The sequence below is a fragment of the Kitasatospora sp. HUAS MG31 genome, assembly GCF_040571325.1.
GTDB lineage: Bacteria > Actinomycetota > Actinomycetes > Streptomycetales > Streptomycetaceae > Kitasatospora > Kitasatospora camelliae.
The window spans coordinates 1208846-1225649 of the sequence record NZ_CP159872.1 but is presented as its reverse complement, the minus strand read 5'-3'; the positions used below and the strand labels follow the sequence as shown (position 1 = coordinate 1225649).

At 73.3% G+C, this 16804-nt stretch carries 16 protein-coding genes; 11 read left to right on the top strand and 5 right to left on the bottom strand.

The window, feature by feature from the left end; all coding sequences use genetic code 11:
- Positions 1-60 precede the first annotated feature (60 nt).
- Complete coding sequence (locus tag ABWK59_RS05855; protein WP_354638409.1) at positions 61-324, top strand: hypothetical protein; 264 nt, start codon at positions 61-63, stop codon at positions 322-324.
- Positions 325-476: 152 nt separating this feature from the next.
- On the opposite strand, the gene ABWK59_RS05850 is transcribed toward ABWK59_RS05855, so the two are convergent.
- Entirely contained in the window at positions 477-1574 is a 1098-nt protein-coding gene (locus ABWK59_RS05850) for an NAD(P)H-dependent flavin oxidoreductase (RefSeq protein ID WP_354638407.1), read from the bottom strand.
- Positions 1575-1690: 116 nt separating this feature from the next.
- Here ABWK59_RS05850 and ABWK59_RS05845 point away from each other — a divergent pair, with 116 nt between their 5' ends.
- Positions 1691-2284 (top strand): TetR/AcrR family transcriptional regulator, encoded by a 594-nt coding sequence (locus ABWK59_RS05845; protein ID WP_354638405.1) that lies wholly within the window; start codon positions 1691-1693, stop codon positions 2282-2284.
- A 184-nt stretch (positions 2285-2468) separates the two neighbouring features.
- Complete coding sequence (locus tag ABWK59_RS05840) at positions 2469-3770, top strand: hypothetical protein (protein WP_354638403.1); 1302 nt, start codon at positions 2469-2471, stop codon at positions 3768-3770.
- Positions 3771-3815: 45 nt separating this feature from the next.
- Here the strand turns inward: ABWK59_RS05840 and ABWK59_RS05835 are convergent, their stop codons facing one another.
- Positions 3816-4466 (bottom strand): TetR/AcrR family transcriptional regulator, encoded by a 651-nt coding sequence (locus ABWK59_RS05835; protein ID WP_354638401.1) that lies wholly within the window; start codon positions 4464-4466, stop codon positions 3816-3818.
- A 250-nt stretch (positions 4467-4716) separates the two neighbouring features.
- On the opposite strand from ABWK59_RS05835, the gene ABWK59_RS05830 reads away from it, so the two are divergent.
- From ABWK59_RS05830 to ABWK59_RS05820, 3 genes are all read left to right on the top strand, one after another.
- Positions 4717-5883 (top strand): FAD-dependent oxidoreductase, encoded by a 1167-nt coding sequence (locus tag ABWK59_RS05830; protein ID WP_354638399.1) that lies wholly within the window; start codon positions 4717-4719, stop codon positions 5881-5883.
- Positions 5884-6020: 137 nt separating this feature from the next.
- The gene (locus tag ABWK59_RS05825) at positions 6021-7931 is read left to right on the top strand and encodes a serine/threonine-protein kinase (RefSeq protein ID WP_354638397.1); all 1911 of its coding nucleotides are present in this window, start codon (positions 6021-6023) and stop codon (positions 7929-7931) included.
- A gap of 142 nt (positions 7932-8073) precedes the next feature.
- Entirely contained in the window at positions 8074-8718 is a 645-nt protein-coding gene (locus ABWK59_RS05820; RefSeq protein ID WP_354638396.1) for an HNH endonuclease family protein, read from the top strand.
- A gap of 212 nt (positions 8719-8930) precedes the next feature.
- On the opposite strand, the gene ABWK59_RS05815 is transcribed toward ABWK59_RS05820, so the two are convergent.
- The 3 genes from ABWK59_RS05815 to ABWK59_RS05805 all read right to left on the bottom strand — a co-directional run bounded on the left by ABWK59_RS05815 (position 8931) and on the right by ABWK59_RS05805 (position 11560).
- Positions 8931-9419, bottom strand: coding sequence for a glutathione peroxidase (locus ABWK59_RS05815; RefSeq protein ID WP_354638394.1), 489 nt, complete (start codon positions 9417-9419; stop codon positions 8931-8933).
- A 252-nt stretch (positions 9420-9671) separates the two neighbouring features.
- Positions 9672-10088 (bottom strand): avidin/streptavidin family protein, encoded by a 417-nt coding sequence (locus tag ABWK59_RS05810; protein ID WP_354638392.1) that lies wholly within the window; start codon positions 10086-10088, stop codon positions 9672-9674.
- A gap of 248 nt (positions 10089-10336) precedes the next feature.
- Positions 10337-11560, bottom strand: coding sequence for a sulfite oxidase (locus tag ABWK59_RS05805; RefSeq protein WP_354638391.1), 1224 nt, complete (start codon positions 11558-11560; stop codon positions 10337-10339).
- A gap of 181 nt (positions 11561-11741) precedes the next feature.
- Between ABWK59_RS05805 and ABWK59_RS05800 the strand changes: the two genes are divergently transcribed.
- From ABWK59_RS05800 to ABWK59_RS05780, 5 genes are all read left to right on the top strand, one after another.
- Positions 11742-12458, top strand: a complete 717-nt coding sequence (locus ABWK59_RS05800; RefSeq protein WP_354638389.1) for a flavodoxin family protein — start codon at positions 11742-11744, stop codon at positions 12456-12458.
- Positions 12459-12538: 80 nt separating this feature from the next.
- Positions 12539-13003 (top strand): phage tail protein, encoded by a 465-nt coding sequence (locus tag ABWK59_RS05795; RefSeq protein WP_354638388.1) that lies wholly within the window; start codon positions 12539-12541, stop codon positions 13001-13003.
- A gap of 91 nt (positions 13004-13094) precedes the next feature.
- Complete coding sequence (locus ABWK59_RS05790) at positions 13095-13478, top strand: PadR family transcriptional regulator (protein WP_354638386.1); 384 nt, start codon at positions 13095-13097, stop codon at positions 13476-13478.
- The gene (locus tag ABWK59_RS05785) at positions 13475-14845 is read left to right on the top strand and encodes a permease prefix domain 1-containing protein (protein WP_354638384.1); all 1371 of its coding nucleotides are present in this window, start codon (positions 13475-13477) and stop codon (positions 14843-14845) included. Before ABWK59_RS05790 ends, ABWK59_RS05785 begins: the two co-directional genes overlap by 4 nt.
- A gap of 362 nt (positions 14846-15207) precedes the next feature.
- A complete protein-coding gene (locus ABWK59_RS05780) occupies positions 15208-16740 on the top strand; it encodes an FMN-binding glutamate synthase family protein (RefSeq protein ID WP_354638382.1) in 1533 nt (510 codons plus the stop codon).
- Positions 16741-16804 lie beyond the last annotated feature (64 nt).

Sequence of the window (16804 nt, the reverse complement as noted above, 5' to 3'; positions counted from 1 at the left end):
CTCGGGCGAGGCGGGCGAGGCGGGCGTGCGGCGGCGGGCCCGCCGACCGATGCTGTCCGCATGAACGCCAACGACACAGCCAACGACGCCTCCGGTGCGACCTCCGACGCCTCCGGTCCCCTGGTGGAGGTCGCCGAGTTCCGTACCGACAGCCGCTACCGCCTGGTCCACTTCAAGGGCACGGGCTGGAAGCCGCTGTCCCCGGAGGAGTTCGAACCGGAGATCCAGCACCTGTTCCCGGGCGTCGACCCGCACGACCCGGAGAAGGTCCGCTGGGCCGACCGTCCGTGGGAGTGGCCCGCCTGGCACCCCGGCGAGGCCTGACGCCTCCGACCCCGCATCCGCACGGGTACGGGCGGTCCCCGCGGTGGGGCCGCCCGTACCGCCGTGTTCGGCTGCGGCTGGCCCTGGTCAGTCCGGCGGGCGGGGTTCGGGCCGGGTACGGGTGAGGGTGAGGGTGCGGGTCCGGGGGCGGGTCAGAGCCGGCGGCCGAGCAGCAGTTCGGCGTCGGTCAGCAGGTTGTCCAGGTAGGCGCGGGCGCCCCCGCCGGTGACCAGCGGGGCGGCCTGCCCCGACCACAGGTTGGTGAGGCCCGGCTCGCCGCTGCGCGCGGCCGCCGCCCGGATCGGCTGCATCAGGACGTTCTGCACCGGGTACGGCGGCACCAGCTCCTCGGCCGCCGCCTGCTCGCGGGTGAACCGGTTGAGGATGCCGCGCGCCGTACGCCCGGAGAACAGTCGGGTGAGGACGGTGGTCCGGGCGTCCGGGCCGAGCAGCGCGGCCCGGTGGACCTCGCTCGCCGCGGACTCCTCGGTGGCCAGGAACCCGGTGCCGATCTGGACCGCGTCCGCGCCGAGGACCAGGGCGGCCACCACACCCCGGCCGTCCGCGATCCCGCCGGCCGCGATCACCGGGACCGTCACCGCGTCCGCCACCTGTGGCACCAGGGCGAACGTCCCGACCAGCGACTCCCGGACCGGCCGCAGGAACGCCCCGCGGTGCCCGCCCGCGTCGCTGCCGGAGGCCACCACCGCGTCCAGGCCCGCCTCGGCCAGCACCTCGGCCTCGGCCACCGTCGTCGCGGTGCCGATCAGCACGATCCCACGGCGCTTGGCCTCCGCGACCGCCGCCGCGGGCGGGCAGCCCATGACGAAGCTGATCGCGGGCGGTCCGGCGGCGATCAGCGCCTCCAGCTGCTCCTCGAACACCGGCCGGGCGGCCAGCGCGGCCACCGGATCGGGCTTCGGCACCCCCAGCTCCGCGTAGTACGGGGCCAGCCGCTCCAGGTGCTCCGCCAGGTCGTCCGCCGACGGGAGCGGCCCCACCTCGCCGGGCAGCGGCACCCAGAGGTTGACTGCGAACGCCCGGGAGGTCGCCGCCCGGAGCTCGCCGACCAGGGCGTCCAGGGCGTCGGGGGAGAGGTGGTGGGCGCCGAAGGAGCCCAGCCCGCCGGCCTCGGACACCGCGGCCGCCAGCGCGACCGAGGACATCCCGCCGCCGAACGGCCCCTGGACGACGGGGTGGTCCAGGCCCAGCAGGTTGCCGAACCGTCCTGCGGTACTGCTCGCGGTCATGGGAATGCTCCTGTCTCGTGAGGTCTGCGGGAAGACTAGACGACCGGTCAACTATTGTGGAAGGGCCTTCCGGATGAACCTGACGTCGAATAGTTGACCGCCCGTATACTCGCCGCATGGGACGGACCAGCACCGCGCGCGAGCGGCTCCTCGACTCCGCCTGCGAGCTGCTGCACACCCGCGGCTACACGGCGGTCGGCGTGGCCGAGATCTGCGCCCGGGCCGAGGTGAAGAAGGGCAGTTTCTACCACTTCTTCGCCTCCAAGCAGGTGCTCACGCTCGCCGCCGTCGACGCCTACTGGGAGGACCAGCGCACCGCCTGGACGGCCACCCTCACCGACCCCGCCGACGCGCCGCTCGACCGGCTCCGGAAGCTGCTGGCGGCCCAGGTGGAGGCTCAGCGCCTCGCCAAGATCGAGGGCGGCGCGGTCAACGGCTGCCTGCTGGGCAACCTCGCGCTGGAGCTCAGCGGCCACGAGCCGGAGATCCAGCGGCGGCTGGCCGAGATCTTCGACGAGCAGACCACCCTGGTCGCAGCCGTCCTCGCCGAGGCGGCGGCCACCGGACGGATCCCCGCCGCGCGGGCCGCGCACGGGGCGGCCCGGGCCGTGATCGCCCAGCTGGAGGGGGCCGTGCTGCTGGCGAAGCTGGCCGACGACCCGGCGGCGCTGGACGGGCTGTGGCCGACGGTGGAGGCGTTGATCGGCTGATCCGACCATCCATTCCGCTGTTGCGGTGTGATGATCGGCGAGGTCGGATCCGGTGCGATCATCCGTAGGCCGGCTTGTACGGCTGGTGTGGCTTGTACTGCTTGTACGGCTGGCGCGGCTGACGCCTCCGGCCGGCTCGGCCGTCGCGCCCCGCGGTGTCGGTGGCCGCCCGTACGCTCGGCTGGTGCGCGCAGACGACTGGCTCCAGGCCTGGACGGGCGGACGGCGGGCCGTCCACATCGGCGATGTCGCGGACTTCAACGCCCGCTTCCTCGCGCAGTCCCCGGGGGCCCGCGAGCAGGGTCATCACTACTCCTGCCTGGCCGCCTTCTACAGCCCGCACCCGGCCGCGCTGCTCCTCCCGCACCAGGTCGAGGAGGGCTGGATCCGCTGGCTGGAGCGGGAGTTGGCCTGGGATCCGGTCGAGCTGCACAGCGGGCTCGCCGTCGACCGGGGGATGGCCGAGGCGCTGGCGGCGAGGCCCGCGCTGCGGCAGCGGATCGAGGGCCTCGGCCTGCCGGTCCACCGCTGGGGCCGGCCCGACCTGCCCACCGTCCGCCGGTACGAGGCGAAGTCCGCCTCCAGCGCCCTGTTCGGCCGTGTCGCCGCCGACCACCCGGGCATCACCGTTCCCCGCCAGGAGCCGGCGGACTCGCCCCGGCGGCTGGCCCGCCTGCTCACCCGTCGCGCCGGCCGCGGCGAGACCACCGTCCTCAAGGCCGACCACGGTGTGGGCGGCTTCGGGACCGCGCTGGTCACCCCGGAGGACGTCCACCGGGCGGGCGGTGGACGGGAGTTGCTGCGCCGGCTCGCCCGGGATGGGGTTCTCCCCGAGGGCGGCGGCCTGCGGGTCGAGGAGTACGTGGAGAGCTGCGGGGGCCGGCTGCGCGACCTGACCTTCGACGCGGTGATCGGTGCGGACGGCGGCGTCCACCCGGTGGGGGTCGGTGTGATGCGGGTGGTGGGCACCGGCTACCGGGGTGCCACGGTCGGGCCGGGGACCGTCCCCGCGCCTCTCGCCGACACCGCCGTCCGGTTCGGCCTGGCCGTCGGCGAGGTGCTCGCGGCCGAGGGCCACCGCGGCTGGTACGACATCGACTTCGTCACCCACCGGACCGGGCGACTCGCCCCGACCGAGACCAACCTCAGGCTCACCGGTCCGGCCGTCGCCTTCATGCTGCGGGCCCGGCTGGACGCCGTCCGCGGCCCGGGTCACCACGTTCGGACCCTCGACCGGCTGCCGTTGGGCGCCCGCCTCCCCCAATCCGCCCTGCTGGCCCACCTGGAGAGCCTCGCGGCCCGCTGCCGGCCGTTCGGTGCGACCCTGCTGCCCACCATCCCCACCGCCTCCTTCGACCCGCACCCGAGTGTCGGCGTCGCCCTCGCCGCCACGTCCCCGGACGCGCTGGAGGCGGCCGAGGCCGTGGTGCGGCACGCCAACGCGGCGCTGGGGGAGCCGTTCGGGGCACTGCCTGCGGGGAGTTGAGCGGGTCGGCGCCCGGGCGGACCCGCTCGGGCGCCGGCGGGTCGGTCAGGACGTCCGATCGTCGCCGTCGGTTGGAGTGCCGGCCGCCGGAGTACCGGCGAGTCCGGTGTGCAGCAGGGTGCTGAGGGTGTCCACGATCTGCTCGTCGGTGGCCGCCGGCCGGTGTTCGCCCGCGGTGAGGACGGCGTAGCCGAGCATCGAGATCATGGCGCCCATGGCGGCGGCCACCAGCTCGGGCTCGCCGGGGAGGTGCCGGCCCTGCTCGCGCATGTACTCCAGGTGGTCCCGCAGCGGGCCGGTCTCGCCGGTGAGGTTCGCCCAACTGCGGCCGGAGACGGGCGGTTCGGCGGCGGTCGCCTGGAACATCGCCGAGACCGTCGGCAGGTGGTCGCGGATCATCTGCCAGGCGACGGCCACATGGGCGCGGAGCTGCTCGGGGTCGGCGAGGTCGTGCTCGCGGGGGTGCTCGTGGGCGCCGATGGCTTCGTCCGCGTCCGCGTCGATGTCCCGCAGCAGGGACTGGAGCAGGTCGTCCTTGCTGCTGAAGTGCTCGTAGAACGAGCCCGTGGACCGGCCGGCGGCCTTGGTGATGTCGGTGATCTTCGTGTTGAGGAAGCCCCGTTCGACGAACAGCCGCTTCGCCGCGTCCTTCAGGGCGGCCTCCGTGCCGGCCGCCCTCTCCTTGCGCACTCCCACCGCGGCGCGTCCCTTCCGCTTCCTCAGCCCGTGTGTCCCGGGCCCGCGTTGTCTTCGGCGGCCCGTCCGTCCGGACCCGTCGCCCGGCAAGTCCGGCAAGTTCGGCTTGTCCGGCCCGTCCGGCCCGTCGTCCGGACCCGTGTGTTCCGGCCAGTCTCGCAGGCGATTGACGGGCGCCCTCGGCCGCCTCATACTGAACACACTTTCACCGAATACAGATTCAGTGAACTGGAATTCAGGGGGTTGTCCGATGGAGGTCGTCGTCATCGGCGGGGGAGTGGCGGGCGCCGCCGCCGCGATCGCACTGCGCCGTAACGGGGCCGAGGTGGTGCTCTGCGAGGCCTATGCGGACCCGGCCGGCAGCGTGGGCTCGTTCCTGAGCCTGGCCACCAACGGCCTGCGTGCGCTGGAAGCGCTCGGTTGCCGGGAGGAGGTCCAGCGGGCGGGGTTCGCGGTGCCGCTCCAGCGGATGTGGTCCGGTTCGGGCCGACTGCTCGGCGAGGTGCCGCGCGGCCGACTGGCGGGCGACGCGCTGCACAGCACCACACTGATGCGCGGGGCGCTGGTCGAGGTGCTGCGCGAGGCCGCCGTCCGGGCCGGGGCGCGGCTGCTCACCGGCCGGCGGCTGGTGGCGACCGAGTCGGCGGGCGACCGGGTGCGGGCCCGCTTCGCCGACGGCTCCGAGCTGGACGCCGACCTGCTGGTGGGCGCCGACGGCCTGTGGTCGGCCTCCCGGCGGCAGCTCGACCCGCAGGCCCCGGCGCCGAGGTACGCCGGGCTCTACAGCATCTCGGGCGTGGCGGAGGGCGTCCCGGTCGAACCCGGCTGCTTCCACATGGTGTTCGCCCGCAACGGCGCCTTCCTGCACATCCCCGCGCCCGACGGGGCGGTCTGGTGGTCGGCCCAGATCGCCGCGCCCGAGCGGCCGGACCTCCCGGATCCCGGCGACGGGTCGTGGCCGGACCGGCTCGCCGAGGTCTACCGGCGCGAGCGCCTCCCGCTCGACCTCCTCCGGGCGACCACGCGGTTGCACCGGCCGACCCTGATGCACACCCTGGCCGAGGTCCCGACCTGGCACGACGACCGTACTGTCCTGCTCGGCGACGCCGTCCACCCGGTGGGCGCCGGCCAGGGCGCGGCGATGGCCGTCGAAGACGCCGTGGTCCTGGCCCAGGAGCTGGCCGCCGGCGGACCCACCCGTGCTGCACTGGCCCGGTACGAGCAGCGCCGCCGGGCCCGGACCGGCCGGCTCGCCAGGATCGCCTCCGGCAACCGGGACGCCAAGACCAGCGGCGCGGTGAAGAGCCGGATGTACGACCTGGTGATGCCGGTGGTCTTCCGCCACTTCTACGAGCGGGGCACCGCCTGGCTCTACACCCATGAGCTTGGCGAGCTGCCGACCCCGGCGCGCCCCTGACCTGTCCGACCCCTCCGACCCCTCTGACCCCTTCGCCCCCGGACCATCCGCACCCCGTACGGCCCCCGGTTCGGAGCCGTCCACGGTCGCGGAGTCGGCGGTCATCGGCGTCCGTCCCGAGCCCTACGATGTGCGGCATGAACGCAGGGGGTCCCGGACCACAGATCATCGACGACCGCTTCGAGCTGCTCGCCCGGCTCGGGGGCGGAGGCATGGGCCTGGTGTGGCGCGCCCGCGACACCGTCCTGCACCGCGAGGTCGCGCTCAAGGAGGTCCGTCCGCCCGACCCGGCCATGCTGGACGGCGACTCCGAGGCCGGCCAGGTGGTCCGCGAGCGGGTGCTGCGCGAGGCCCGGGCCCTGGCGCGGCTCCAGCACGCCAACGTCGTGGTGATCCACCACATCGTCGACCGCCCCGAACTCGCCCACCCCTGGCTGGTGATGGAGCTGGTCTCCGGCGGCTCCCTGCACGACCGCCTGGAGCGCGGGCCGCTGGCGCCCGTCGAGGCGGCCGAGATCGGGCGGGGCGTGCTGTCCGCGCTGCGGGCCGCTCACGCGGCCGGCATCCAGCACCGCGACGTGAAGCCCGCCAACGTGCTGCTGCGCACCGACGGCACCCCGGTGCTCACCGACTTCGGCATCGCCGCCCTGCGCGAGTCCACCAGCCTCACCGCCACCGGTTCGCTGATCGGCTCACCCGAGTTCATCGCCCCGGAGCGGATCCGCGGGCACGAGGGCGACCCCGCCTCCGACCTGTGGTCGCTGGCGATGATGCTGTACGTCGCGGTGGAGGGTCACCACCCGCTGCGCCGCGGCACCACCCTGGCCACCCTCGCCGCCGTGCTGGACGAGCCGATGCCGCCGCCGGTCCGCTGCGGCCCGCTCACCCCGGTGCTGGCCGCCGTGCTGCAGCGTGACCCGGCCGCCCGGCCGGACGGCGAGACGCTCGACCGGATGCTCGCCGATGTGCAGCGCGGCGCCCCGCCCGCGGGCGGGGCCTGGGGCCACGCCTCCGGCCTGCCGACGCCCACCGAGGCCGACCTGCCGCGTCCGCACGGGCCCGGCCTCGGTACCGGCACCGGTACCGGCGCGGGCATCGGTGCCGGCCCCGGCGCGGGCACCGGACACCCGGGGCAGCCGGCGCCCGGCACACCCTGGCCGACCGCCCTCGACACCCCGCGGCCCGGCGCCCAGGGCTCGTTCGGCATGCCCGGCGGCACCGCGCCCTGGCCCACCGCGCTGGACACCCCGCGTCCCGGTTCGGCCGGCCAGCTGCCCTCGGGCACACCCTGGCCGAGCGGCCCGCACACCCCGCCGCCCGGCGCGCTGGTCGACATGACCCCGCCGTGGGGCGCCGTGCCGCAGCCGCCGAAGCGCAACCGGCTCACCCCCGTGCTGCTCGCGGTCGTCCTGGTGGGCTCGATGGCGGCGGGCGGCGTGCTGTGGTCGCAGCGCGACAAGATGGGCGGTTTCCACGCGTCCGGAGCGGGTGGCGGAGCCTCCCTCTCCGCCTCGGCTCCCGCCTCCGCACCGAGCTCCGGTTCGGCCACCCAGGCCCAGGGCGGCAAGAGCCAGACCGCCGCCGCCCCGGCCCCGGCACCGGCCTCCGCCAGGAACCTGCTCACCACCGAGGGCGTCCAGGCGATGATCGACCAGATCAAGTCCGTCACCGGCGCCACCCTGGTGACGGACCTGACGGTGTACCAGGACTACGCCAGGCTCCAGGTTCCCCTCGCCTCCAACCCCAAGCTGTACGACCAGTACGACTACCGGGGCGGCAAGCTGACCCGTAGTCCGGGCGGCACCGTCGGCAGTGACAAGACGATCGACCTCGCGACGATCAACTGGAACGCCCTGCCGGGCCTGTTCGCCACCGCCGAGAAGGACCTCGGCGTGAGCAAGCCCACGATGCGCTACTTCATGGTCGACGACGAGTGGTTCGGCACCGCCCCCGCCCTCCGGGTCTACATCACGGACGACTACGGCGCCGTCTACCTGACGGCCAATGCCAAGGGAGAGGTTGTCAAGACCTACCCTCGATACGGCTGAAAATCAGTCAATAAGAGCGCCGAGGGGAAGAGTTCACGCCTTGGTTCTACTCGCGTAAACCCCGCGCACGGCATGCTGTCACACCGTCCGGACGCAAAACCCGCGCCCGGACGGTCCCGTTCCGCCCCACAGGGAGTGACGCATGCCCTCGATACGTCCGCTGCGCCGTGCCGCCGCCGCCCTCGGCACCGCCGTGCTCGCCACCACCGCCCTCATCGCCGGCGGGGGCACCGCCAACGCCGCCCTTCCCACCCCCGTGTCGGCCGCGACCGCGAGAACCTACCTGGCCTCCCTCACCGTCGAGGCGGAGTCCCACACCTCCACCTACGACCGGACGCTCTTCCCGCACTGGATCACCATCTCGGGCACCTGCAACACCCGCGAGACCGTGCTCAAGCGCGACGGCTCCAACGTCGTCGTCAACTCCGCCTGCACCGCCACCAGCGGCAACTGGGTCTCGGCCTACGACAACGTGACCACCACCGACGCCTCCAGCTTCGACATCGACCACCTGGTGCCGCTCGCCGAGGCGTGGCGCTCCGGCGCCTGGTCCTGGACCACCGCCCAGCGCCAGGCCCTCGCCAACGACCTCACCCGCCCGCAGCTGATCGCCGTCTCCGCCAGCTCCAACCGCACCAAGGGCGACCAGGACCCGGCCGACTGGCTGCCCCAGGCCTCCTACCGCTGCACCTACGCCCGCGCCTGGGTGCAGGTGAAGTACTACTACGGCCTCAGCGTGGACAGCGCGGAGAAGTCCGCCCTGAGCTCGATCCTCAACGGCTGCTGACCTCGGCCGGACAGCCGGACAGCCGGGCGCCCGGGCACACGGACGCCCAGACGTCGGACGCCCGGACACCGTCACGTCCGCCGGCCGGTCCGGAAGCCCCGTACGGGGACTCCGGACCGGCCGGCGTCACGGCCGGCGTCGTCACGGCCCTACCTGCGCGCGCCGGTACGCCGCAGGCCGGGTCAGGCAGTGCCAGGCCCTGTCGGCTCGGGTCAGGCCGGCAGCTGCGCCTCGATCGCGGCGATCAGCTCCTCCGCCTCCGGCTCGGTGCGCGGACGGAACCGGCCGACCACGGTGCCGTCCGGGGAGACCAGGAACTTCTCGAAGTTCCACTGCACGTCCCCCGCCTCGCCGTCGGCGTCCGCCGTGCGGGTCAGCTGCTCGAACAGCGGGTGCCGGCCCTCGCCGTTCACCTCCAGCTTCTCGAACAGCGGGAACGACACCCCGTAGGTGGTCGAGCAGAAGGTCTGGATCTCCTCGGCAGACCCCGGCTCCTGGCCCAGGAACTGGTTGCACGGGAAGCCGAGCACGGTGAACCCGCGCTCCGCGTAGCGCTGCTGGAGCCGCTCCAGGCCCGCGTACTGCGGCGTCAGACCGCACTTGGACGCCACGTTCACCAGCAGCAGGGCCTTGCCCTTGTGGTCGGCGAGCGAGGCCGTGCTGCCGTCGAGGGCGCGCAGCGGGACGTCGTAGAGGCTCATCGGGGCTCCTTCGAGGGTCGGAAGTTCCGCAGCCGTGAACCATCCACCGGCCTGTCGTGTTCCCGACGCGCCGTGTTGTCCCCCTCACGCGTGAGGCCCGGCCGTCAAACCCGGCTTTGAGGGCGGATCCACCGGCGCTCCACCCGGATCACCGTCATGATCGCGCCAATCTGCTGCGCCCGGTCCGGGGCGGGTCCGGCGCCGGCCCGGGGGCCGGCCCGGGGGCGGTCCACGGACCGGGCACCCCGGATCTCACGGGTGCGAGGAGGGCCGTCCGGTCTGGCGGTGGGCCTCGACCCGCTGCACGTCCGGCGCCTCGCGGGTGAAGACGTCCTGCCCGACGGTGGTGGACTCCCAGGTGTCCGAGAGCGGGGTGGGACGGGTCAGCAGCCAGGTGGCGAAGATCCGCTCCGGGCCGTCGGCGTGGTACTGCCCGCTCCAGCTGGTCACCGAGCCCGCGTTGCCGCCCTCGTTCTGCCAGGCCACCGCCCAGGCCACCGTGGTGCCCTGGCCGGCCTGCGGCGCCGCGCTGCTGCGGCCCACCACCCCGTACGTGCCGGCCGCGTGCCCGGCGGCCGAGACATAGCTGCCGGTGATGCCGCCCGAGGCGTCCTCGGTGAGGTGCATGTGCGAGCCGAACTCGTTGTACCAGTCCCCGGAGAGGGCCATGCTGCGTCTCCTGTCGTGTCGGTGGCCGGCCCGGCCTTCGCGAGGCCGGCAGGTCGGGTGGTCGGTCGGGTCAGACGGTCGGGCTGTCCGGGCCGGAGGTCGGTCGGGCCGGCCGACTGGGGCGGCCCGGCACCGCTCAGTCCAGCACGACGACGGCCGCGCGGTGCGGAACCATGCCGGAGCGGCCCCGACCGCCCGCCCGTTCCGGGGACGGGCGGGAACGGCCCGCCCGCAGGCTCGCCCCCGTTTCAGACGGGGTCCGCCGAGGCGTGCTCCGCCGCCGTGCAGACCACCGGGACCTGCTGGACCAGGTTGTTGGCGAAGCCGCCGCGGTTCCAGGGCGGGTCCAGCGGCTGGGTGTTCCCGGCGGCGTCGGTGGCGCGGGCGGTGAGCTGGTGCAGCCCGGGGGTCGCCGTCCAGGTCAGGCGCCAGTGCCGCCAGGCCCAGCGGTGCCCGTCCGGCGCGGACAGCTCGGCCTCCCGCCAGCTCCGCCCGCCGTCCGTACTCACCTCCACGCCGGTCACCGGCGCGCACCCGGACCAGGCCCGCCCCTCCAGCGGCACCGGCCCGGGGCGGACCACCCGGGTCCGGGACATGAAGTCCGGGAAGCCCGGCGGCAGCACCAGCGCCCGCGGCAGGATCCGCTCCACCGGTTCGCCCGTCTCGTCCGGCCGCTGCCGCACCCGGTACGCCACCGCCTGCTGGAACCCGTCGAAGGGGATGTCGGTGAGGGCGATGTCCCGCAGCCACTTCACGCTCGCCATCCCGTACCAGCCGGGGACGACCAGCCGCAGCGGGTGGCCGTGCTGCGGCGGGAGCGGCCCCCCGTTCATCGCGTACGCGACCAGCACCGGCCGCTCCTCGTCCAAGGCGTCGAGGGCGACGGGGAGCGGCAGGCTGCGCCGGTAGTCCTGCTCCACGCCGCGCTCGACGCCGTGGTCGGCGCCGGTGAACACCACCTCCACCGCGTCCTCCCGGACGTCCGCCTCGGCCAGTAGCGCCCGCAGCGGGACACCGGTCCAGTCGGCGGTGCCGACCGCCTCGGTGAGCCACGGCTGGCTGATCGGGCGGGGTTCCAGCCGGGCCCGCCCGTTGCCGGCGCACTCCAGGGTGACCCGGACGGTGACGGCCGGGAGGGTGCGGAGGGCGGCGAGGTCGAGGGTGAGAGGCGTCCGGACGCGGCCACCGACGGTGAGCCGCCACGCGGCAGGGTCGGGGTCGGCGGGCGGGATGTCGTAGTGGGTGAGGACGTAGTGCAGCCCGGGCGGGGTGAGGTCGTAGCGCAGCGCCTCCAGCGGGAGGGCGTGGTTGCGGGCGGCCAGGGCCAGCTCCTGCTCGGTGAAACCCTCGCCGGGCGCGGCGATCCGGGCCGGGGCGCTGGCCTCGGCGAGCAGCGGGTCCGTCGCTCCGGCGGAGCCGGGCCCGTCCGTCCGTCCGGTCCGGCCGCTCCGTCCGGTGTCCCCGGCGTTCATGCGCCCATTCTCCCGCCCGGCCCGCGACCGGCCACCCAGGGCCTGGACCCCTGTTGACCCGGGGCCTACGGCGGGTGGCCCAGTCCGCCGGGCGCGGCGGGGGAGCGGCTGCTGGAGTGGACGGCGGCTGCTGCCCCGCACCCGACCGCCCCGATCCCGCACCCACCCGAGGAGACGCGCCATGACCGACCCGGCCACGTCCTACGCCGACCTGAGTGCGCTGGTGATCAACTGCACCCTGAAGCGCTCCCCGGAGCGCAGCCACACCCAGGGCCTGATCGACATCAGCACCGGGATCATGCAGCGCCAGGGCGTGCGGACCGAGGTGCTGCGGGCCGTGGACATCGACATCGCCACCGGCGTCTGGCCCGACATGACCGAGCACGGCTGGGAGACCGACGAGTGGCCGGTGGTCTACTCCCAGGTGATGGCCGCCGACATCCTCATCCTCGCCGGACCGGTCTGGCTGGGCGACAACTCCTCCGTCATGAAGCGCGTCATCGAGCGGCTCTACGCCTGCTCCTCGATCCTCAACTCCGAGGGCCAGTACGCCTACTACGGCCGGGTCGGCGGCTGCCTCATCACCGGGAACGAGGACGGCGCCAAGCACTGCGCGATGAACGTGATCTACAGCCTGCAGCACCTGGGCTACGTCATCCCGCCGCAGGCGGACGCGGGCTGGGTGGGGCCGGCCGGCCCCGGCCCGTCCTACCTGGACGAGGGCTCCGGCGGGCCGGAGAACGACTTCACCAACCGCAACACCACCTTCATGACCTGGAACCTGCTCCACCTCGCCCGGATGCTCAAGGACGCCGGCGGCATCCCCGCCCACGGCAACCAGCGCGCCGAGTGGGACGCCGGCTGCCGCTTCGACTTCGACAACCCCGAACATCGCTGAGGGCGCGGCGTACGAGAAACAGCCCGAGAAGCCGAGAAACGCCCGAGACCGGCGAGAAGCAGCCCGAGAGAGGACCCGCCGTGACCTACACCGTGGATTTCGAGACCGTCTCGACCGTCGGTCTGGAGTCGTCGCCCGTCGCGGACGCGCTCGCCGGTCTGCGGGCGAACGAGGCCCGCTACTTCAGGAACAAGTACGACCACGTCTTCACCGTGGAGCCGGCGGGCGAGGCCAGGGAGGCCGTCGACTGGGTGCACCGGATCCTCAAGGAGGAACGTGACATCGTCATCGCGTCCCGGCCGCTGGAGGCCACGGCCTTCCAGGTCGAGAACATCCGCATGGCCTACGTCTTCTACGAGAGCGGACTGTCGATCAACGTGATGTACACCGTGGACGACGCCAAGAAGCGGGCCGTCGGGTTCAAGCTCTCCGAGGGGATGGAGGTTCCGGAGGAGCTCGCCTCCCGGTTCAAGTTCGCCCGGCAGAAGTCGAAGCTCGCCGGGACCATCCGCGGTTCGTTCTTCGTGGTCAAGAACGAGTACTGACTGCGCTCGAGCTGGACACCCCGGGCCCTTGCGCGCACAATACCTGGATCTTCTATGCATCACGGTTCTAGGTATGGGGAGGAGGGGGCGCGTGAAGGTCACCAAGGATCTCGTGGCCGCGTCGGCGACACCGATCGTGCTGGGCATTCTGGCCGAGGGGCAGAGCTACGGCTACGCCATCCTCAGACGGATCGGCGAGTTGTCCGGCGGGCAGTTGGACTGGACCGAGGGGCTGCTCTATCCGTTGCTGCACCGGCTCGAGCGTCTCGGACACGTGGAGTCGAGCTGGCAGGCGGTCGCGGGGGAGCGGCGGCGCAAGTACTACCGCATCACCGACAGCGGTCTGGCCGAGCTCGCCGAGCAGCGCCGCCAGTGGGACACGGTCGTGGAGGCGCTCAGGAAGGTCTGGCTCGGCCCCGGCGAGGTGCGGGTGCCGACGGCGTTGACCATGTTCCCGTCGGGGGGCACGGCATGACGGTGTCGGACGGGCAGGACGAGCTGGAGGCCCAGTTCGCCCAGTGGCGTCACTACGCGGGCCGCCGCCCCGAGCTGCGGCAGACCGACGTGGCGGAGCTGGAGGACCACCTCCGGGGCTCCGTCGACGAGCTCATCGCCGTCGGCCTGAGCCCCGACGAGGCGTTCCTGGTCGCGGTGAAACGCATGGGCGGGCTGGACGAGTTGGCCCGCGAGTTCGCCCGGGAGCACTCCGAACGGCTGTGGAAGCAGCTGGTGCTGACCGGCGATGGTGACGGTCCGGCGGCGGACGGCCACCGGCGCGCCCTGCTCGCGGTGGTCCTCTGCGCGGCGGGAGCGGCGGCGTCCGTCAAGCTGCCCGGCCTGTTCGGCCTGGACCTCTACCAGGACGGCGGGTTCTACCTGCGCAATCTCAGCCTGTTCGCGCTGCCCTGGCTGGCGGCCCTGCTGGCCTGGCGTCGCAAGGCCGGGCCGGCGCTGGTGGCGACCCTGGCGGCGCTGTTCGCGCTCGGCGCCGTGGCGGCCAACGTCTATCCGCTCGCGGACGACTCCCAGTCGGCGGTCCTGACCGGGATCCACGTCCCCATCGCCCTGTGGCTGGTCATCGGTCTGGCCTACGCGGCGGACGACGTGCGGTCCTCACGCCGGCACATGGACTTCATCCGCTTCACCGGTGAACTGCTGGTCTACCTCGCGCTCATCGCCTGTGGCGGCGGGGTGCTGATCCTGATGATCTCCGGGACCTTCAAGGCCATCGGGATCGCCCCCGGGGAGTTCATCGGACAGTGGCTGGTGCCGTGCGGCGGTGTGGCCGCGGTGGTGGTGGCCGGGTGGCTCGTCGAGGCCAAGCAGAGCGTCGTCGAGAACATGGCTCCCGTGCTGGCGCGACTGTTCACCCCGCTGTTCACCGCGGTGCTGCTGGCCTTCATCGTCGCATTCGGCTGGTCCGGCACCGGCATCGACGTCGACCGGACGGCGCTGATCCTCTTCAACGTCGTGCTGGTCGTGGTGCTGGGGCTGCTGCTCTACTCCTTCTCCGCCCGCGATCCGGAGGCTCCCCCGGGTCTTTTCGAGAAGCTGCAGCTCGCCCTGGTGGTCAGCGCGCTCGTGATCGACGTCCTGGTGCTCCTGGCGATCACCGGACGCATCACCGAGTACGGCACCAGCCCCAACAAGGCCGCGGCGCTGGGGGAGAACGTCATCCTGCTGGCGAATCTCGTCTGGTCCGCGTGGCTGCTCCTGGGCTTCGTCCGCCGGCGCACGACGTTCGCGGCGCTCGAGCGCTGGCAGACCGGCTACCTCCCGGTGTACGCCGCCTGGGCCTGGATCGTCGCCCTGGTGTTCCCGCCGCTGTTCGGCTACCTCTGATGCCCGGCTGCCGCTGATCTCCGGCCACCCGCTGACCCCGGTCCGCGGTGAAGGTCCCCTCGTGACGGCCCATCGGTTCCCACCGGTGGGCCGTCACGGCTGTTCGGCCGCGGCGCACGGCAGTTCCGGGCATCGCCCCCTCGGGTGCGGAGCCGGACCCCGGAGCCGTACCCCGGACCGGACCGGACCCCTGACCGCAGGCGCGTCCGCCGGGCCTCCTACGATCATGTCGGCATTCTCCGACGGACGTTGCCGCCCGCCCGGCCGTGTGCCCGCCGTCCAACCCGAAGCCGTCCACCGACCCGCACGACACGACGGCCCCACCGCACGGCGACGGAGCCGTGCACCGAGGAGGAACCTCCATGCGAGCCCGGAACATCGGCGCGGCCGCCGCGACAGCGGTGGCGCTCCTGGCTGCCCGTGACCTCGTCCAGAAGAGGCACGCGCTGCTCCGCAACTTCCCGGTGGTCGGGCACGCCCGGTACCTGCTGGAGACGATCGGGCCGGAGCTGCGGCAGTACATCGTGACCTCAAACGAGGAGGAGCGCCCGTTCAGCCGCGACCAGCGCACCTGGATCTACGCGTCGGCGAAGGAGGAGAACAACTACTTCGGGTTCGGAACCGAGGTCGACGTCGAGCACGTCCAGGGACACGCCTATCTGAAGCAGCGCACGTTCGCCGGCGCCCTGCCCGACCTGCACGACCCGCAGGCCCCCCTGCCCTCGGCCAAGGTGCTGGGCGGGCCGCGCGGCCGCGCCAAGGCGTTCCGGCCGGCGAGCGTGGTCAACATCTCGGCGATGAGCTTCGGGTCGCTCTCCGGCGCCGCCATCGCCGCGCTCAACGAAGGGGCGGCGCTGGCGGGCGCGATGCACAACACGGGCGAGGGCGGCCTCTCGCCGTACCACCGCAAGGGCGGTGACCTCGTCCTCCAGCTCGGTACGGCGTACTTCGGCTGCCGCGACGAGGACGGCGGTTTCAACCTCGACAAGCTCAAGGACGTGATCGCCGGTGCGCCGGTCAAGGCGATAGAGATCAAGCTCTCCCAGGGCGCCAAGCCCGGGTTGGGCGGGATGCTGCCGGGCGCGAAGGTGACCCCGGAGATCGCCGGGATCCGCGGCATCCCGGTCGGCAAGGACTGCGCCTCCCCGTCACGGCACACCGCGTTCAGCGACGTCGACTCGATGCTCGACTTCGTCGAGCTGCTCGCCACCGAGACCGGCCTGCCGGTCGGGGTCAAGAGCGCCGTGGGGGAGATGAGCTTCTGGCAGGAGCTGGCCACGCTGATGGCGCGCGGTGACCGCGGGGTCGACTTCGTGACGGTCGACGGCGGCGAGGGCGGCACCGGGGCGGCGCCGCGGATCTTCGCCGACTCGGTGTCGCTGCCGTTCCGGATGGGCTTCTCCCGGGTCTACGGCACCTTCGCCGAGCTGGGGCTGACCGACGAGCTGACCTTCATCGGCTCCGGCAAGCTCGGCCTGCCCGAGAACGCCGCGGTCGCCTTCGCCCTCGGGGTCGACATGATCAACGTGGCCCGGGAGGCGATGCTGTCGATCGGCTGCATCCAGGCGCAGAAGTGCCACACCGACAAGTGCCCCACCGGCATCGCGACCCAGAACCCGTGGCTGGCCCGCGGTATCGATCCGGCGTCGAAGGCCACCCGGGCCGCCAACTACCTGCGCACCCTGCGCAAGGAGCTGATGAAGGTCTCGGCAGCCGTCGGGGTCGCCCACCCGGCCCTCATCACGGCCGACGACATCGAGATCATGAACGGCGACTACGAGGCCCGCACCCTGGCCGGCGTCTACGGCTACAAGGACGGCTGGGGCGAGCTCGGCCCGCACCTCGCCCAGGAGATCACGGCCCTCCTCACCGCCGAGCGTGACCACCGTCCGTAACCCCGCCCACTGAGGGCCGCGGCCGGCTCCGGGCCGGCGCGGGTGACCGGGAGCAGTCCGTCCC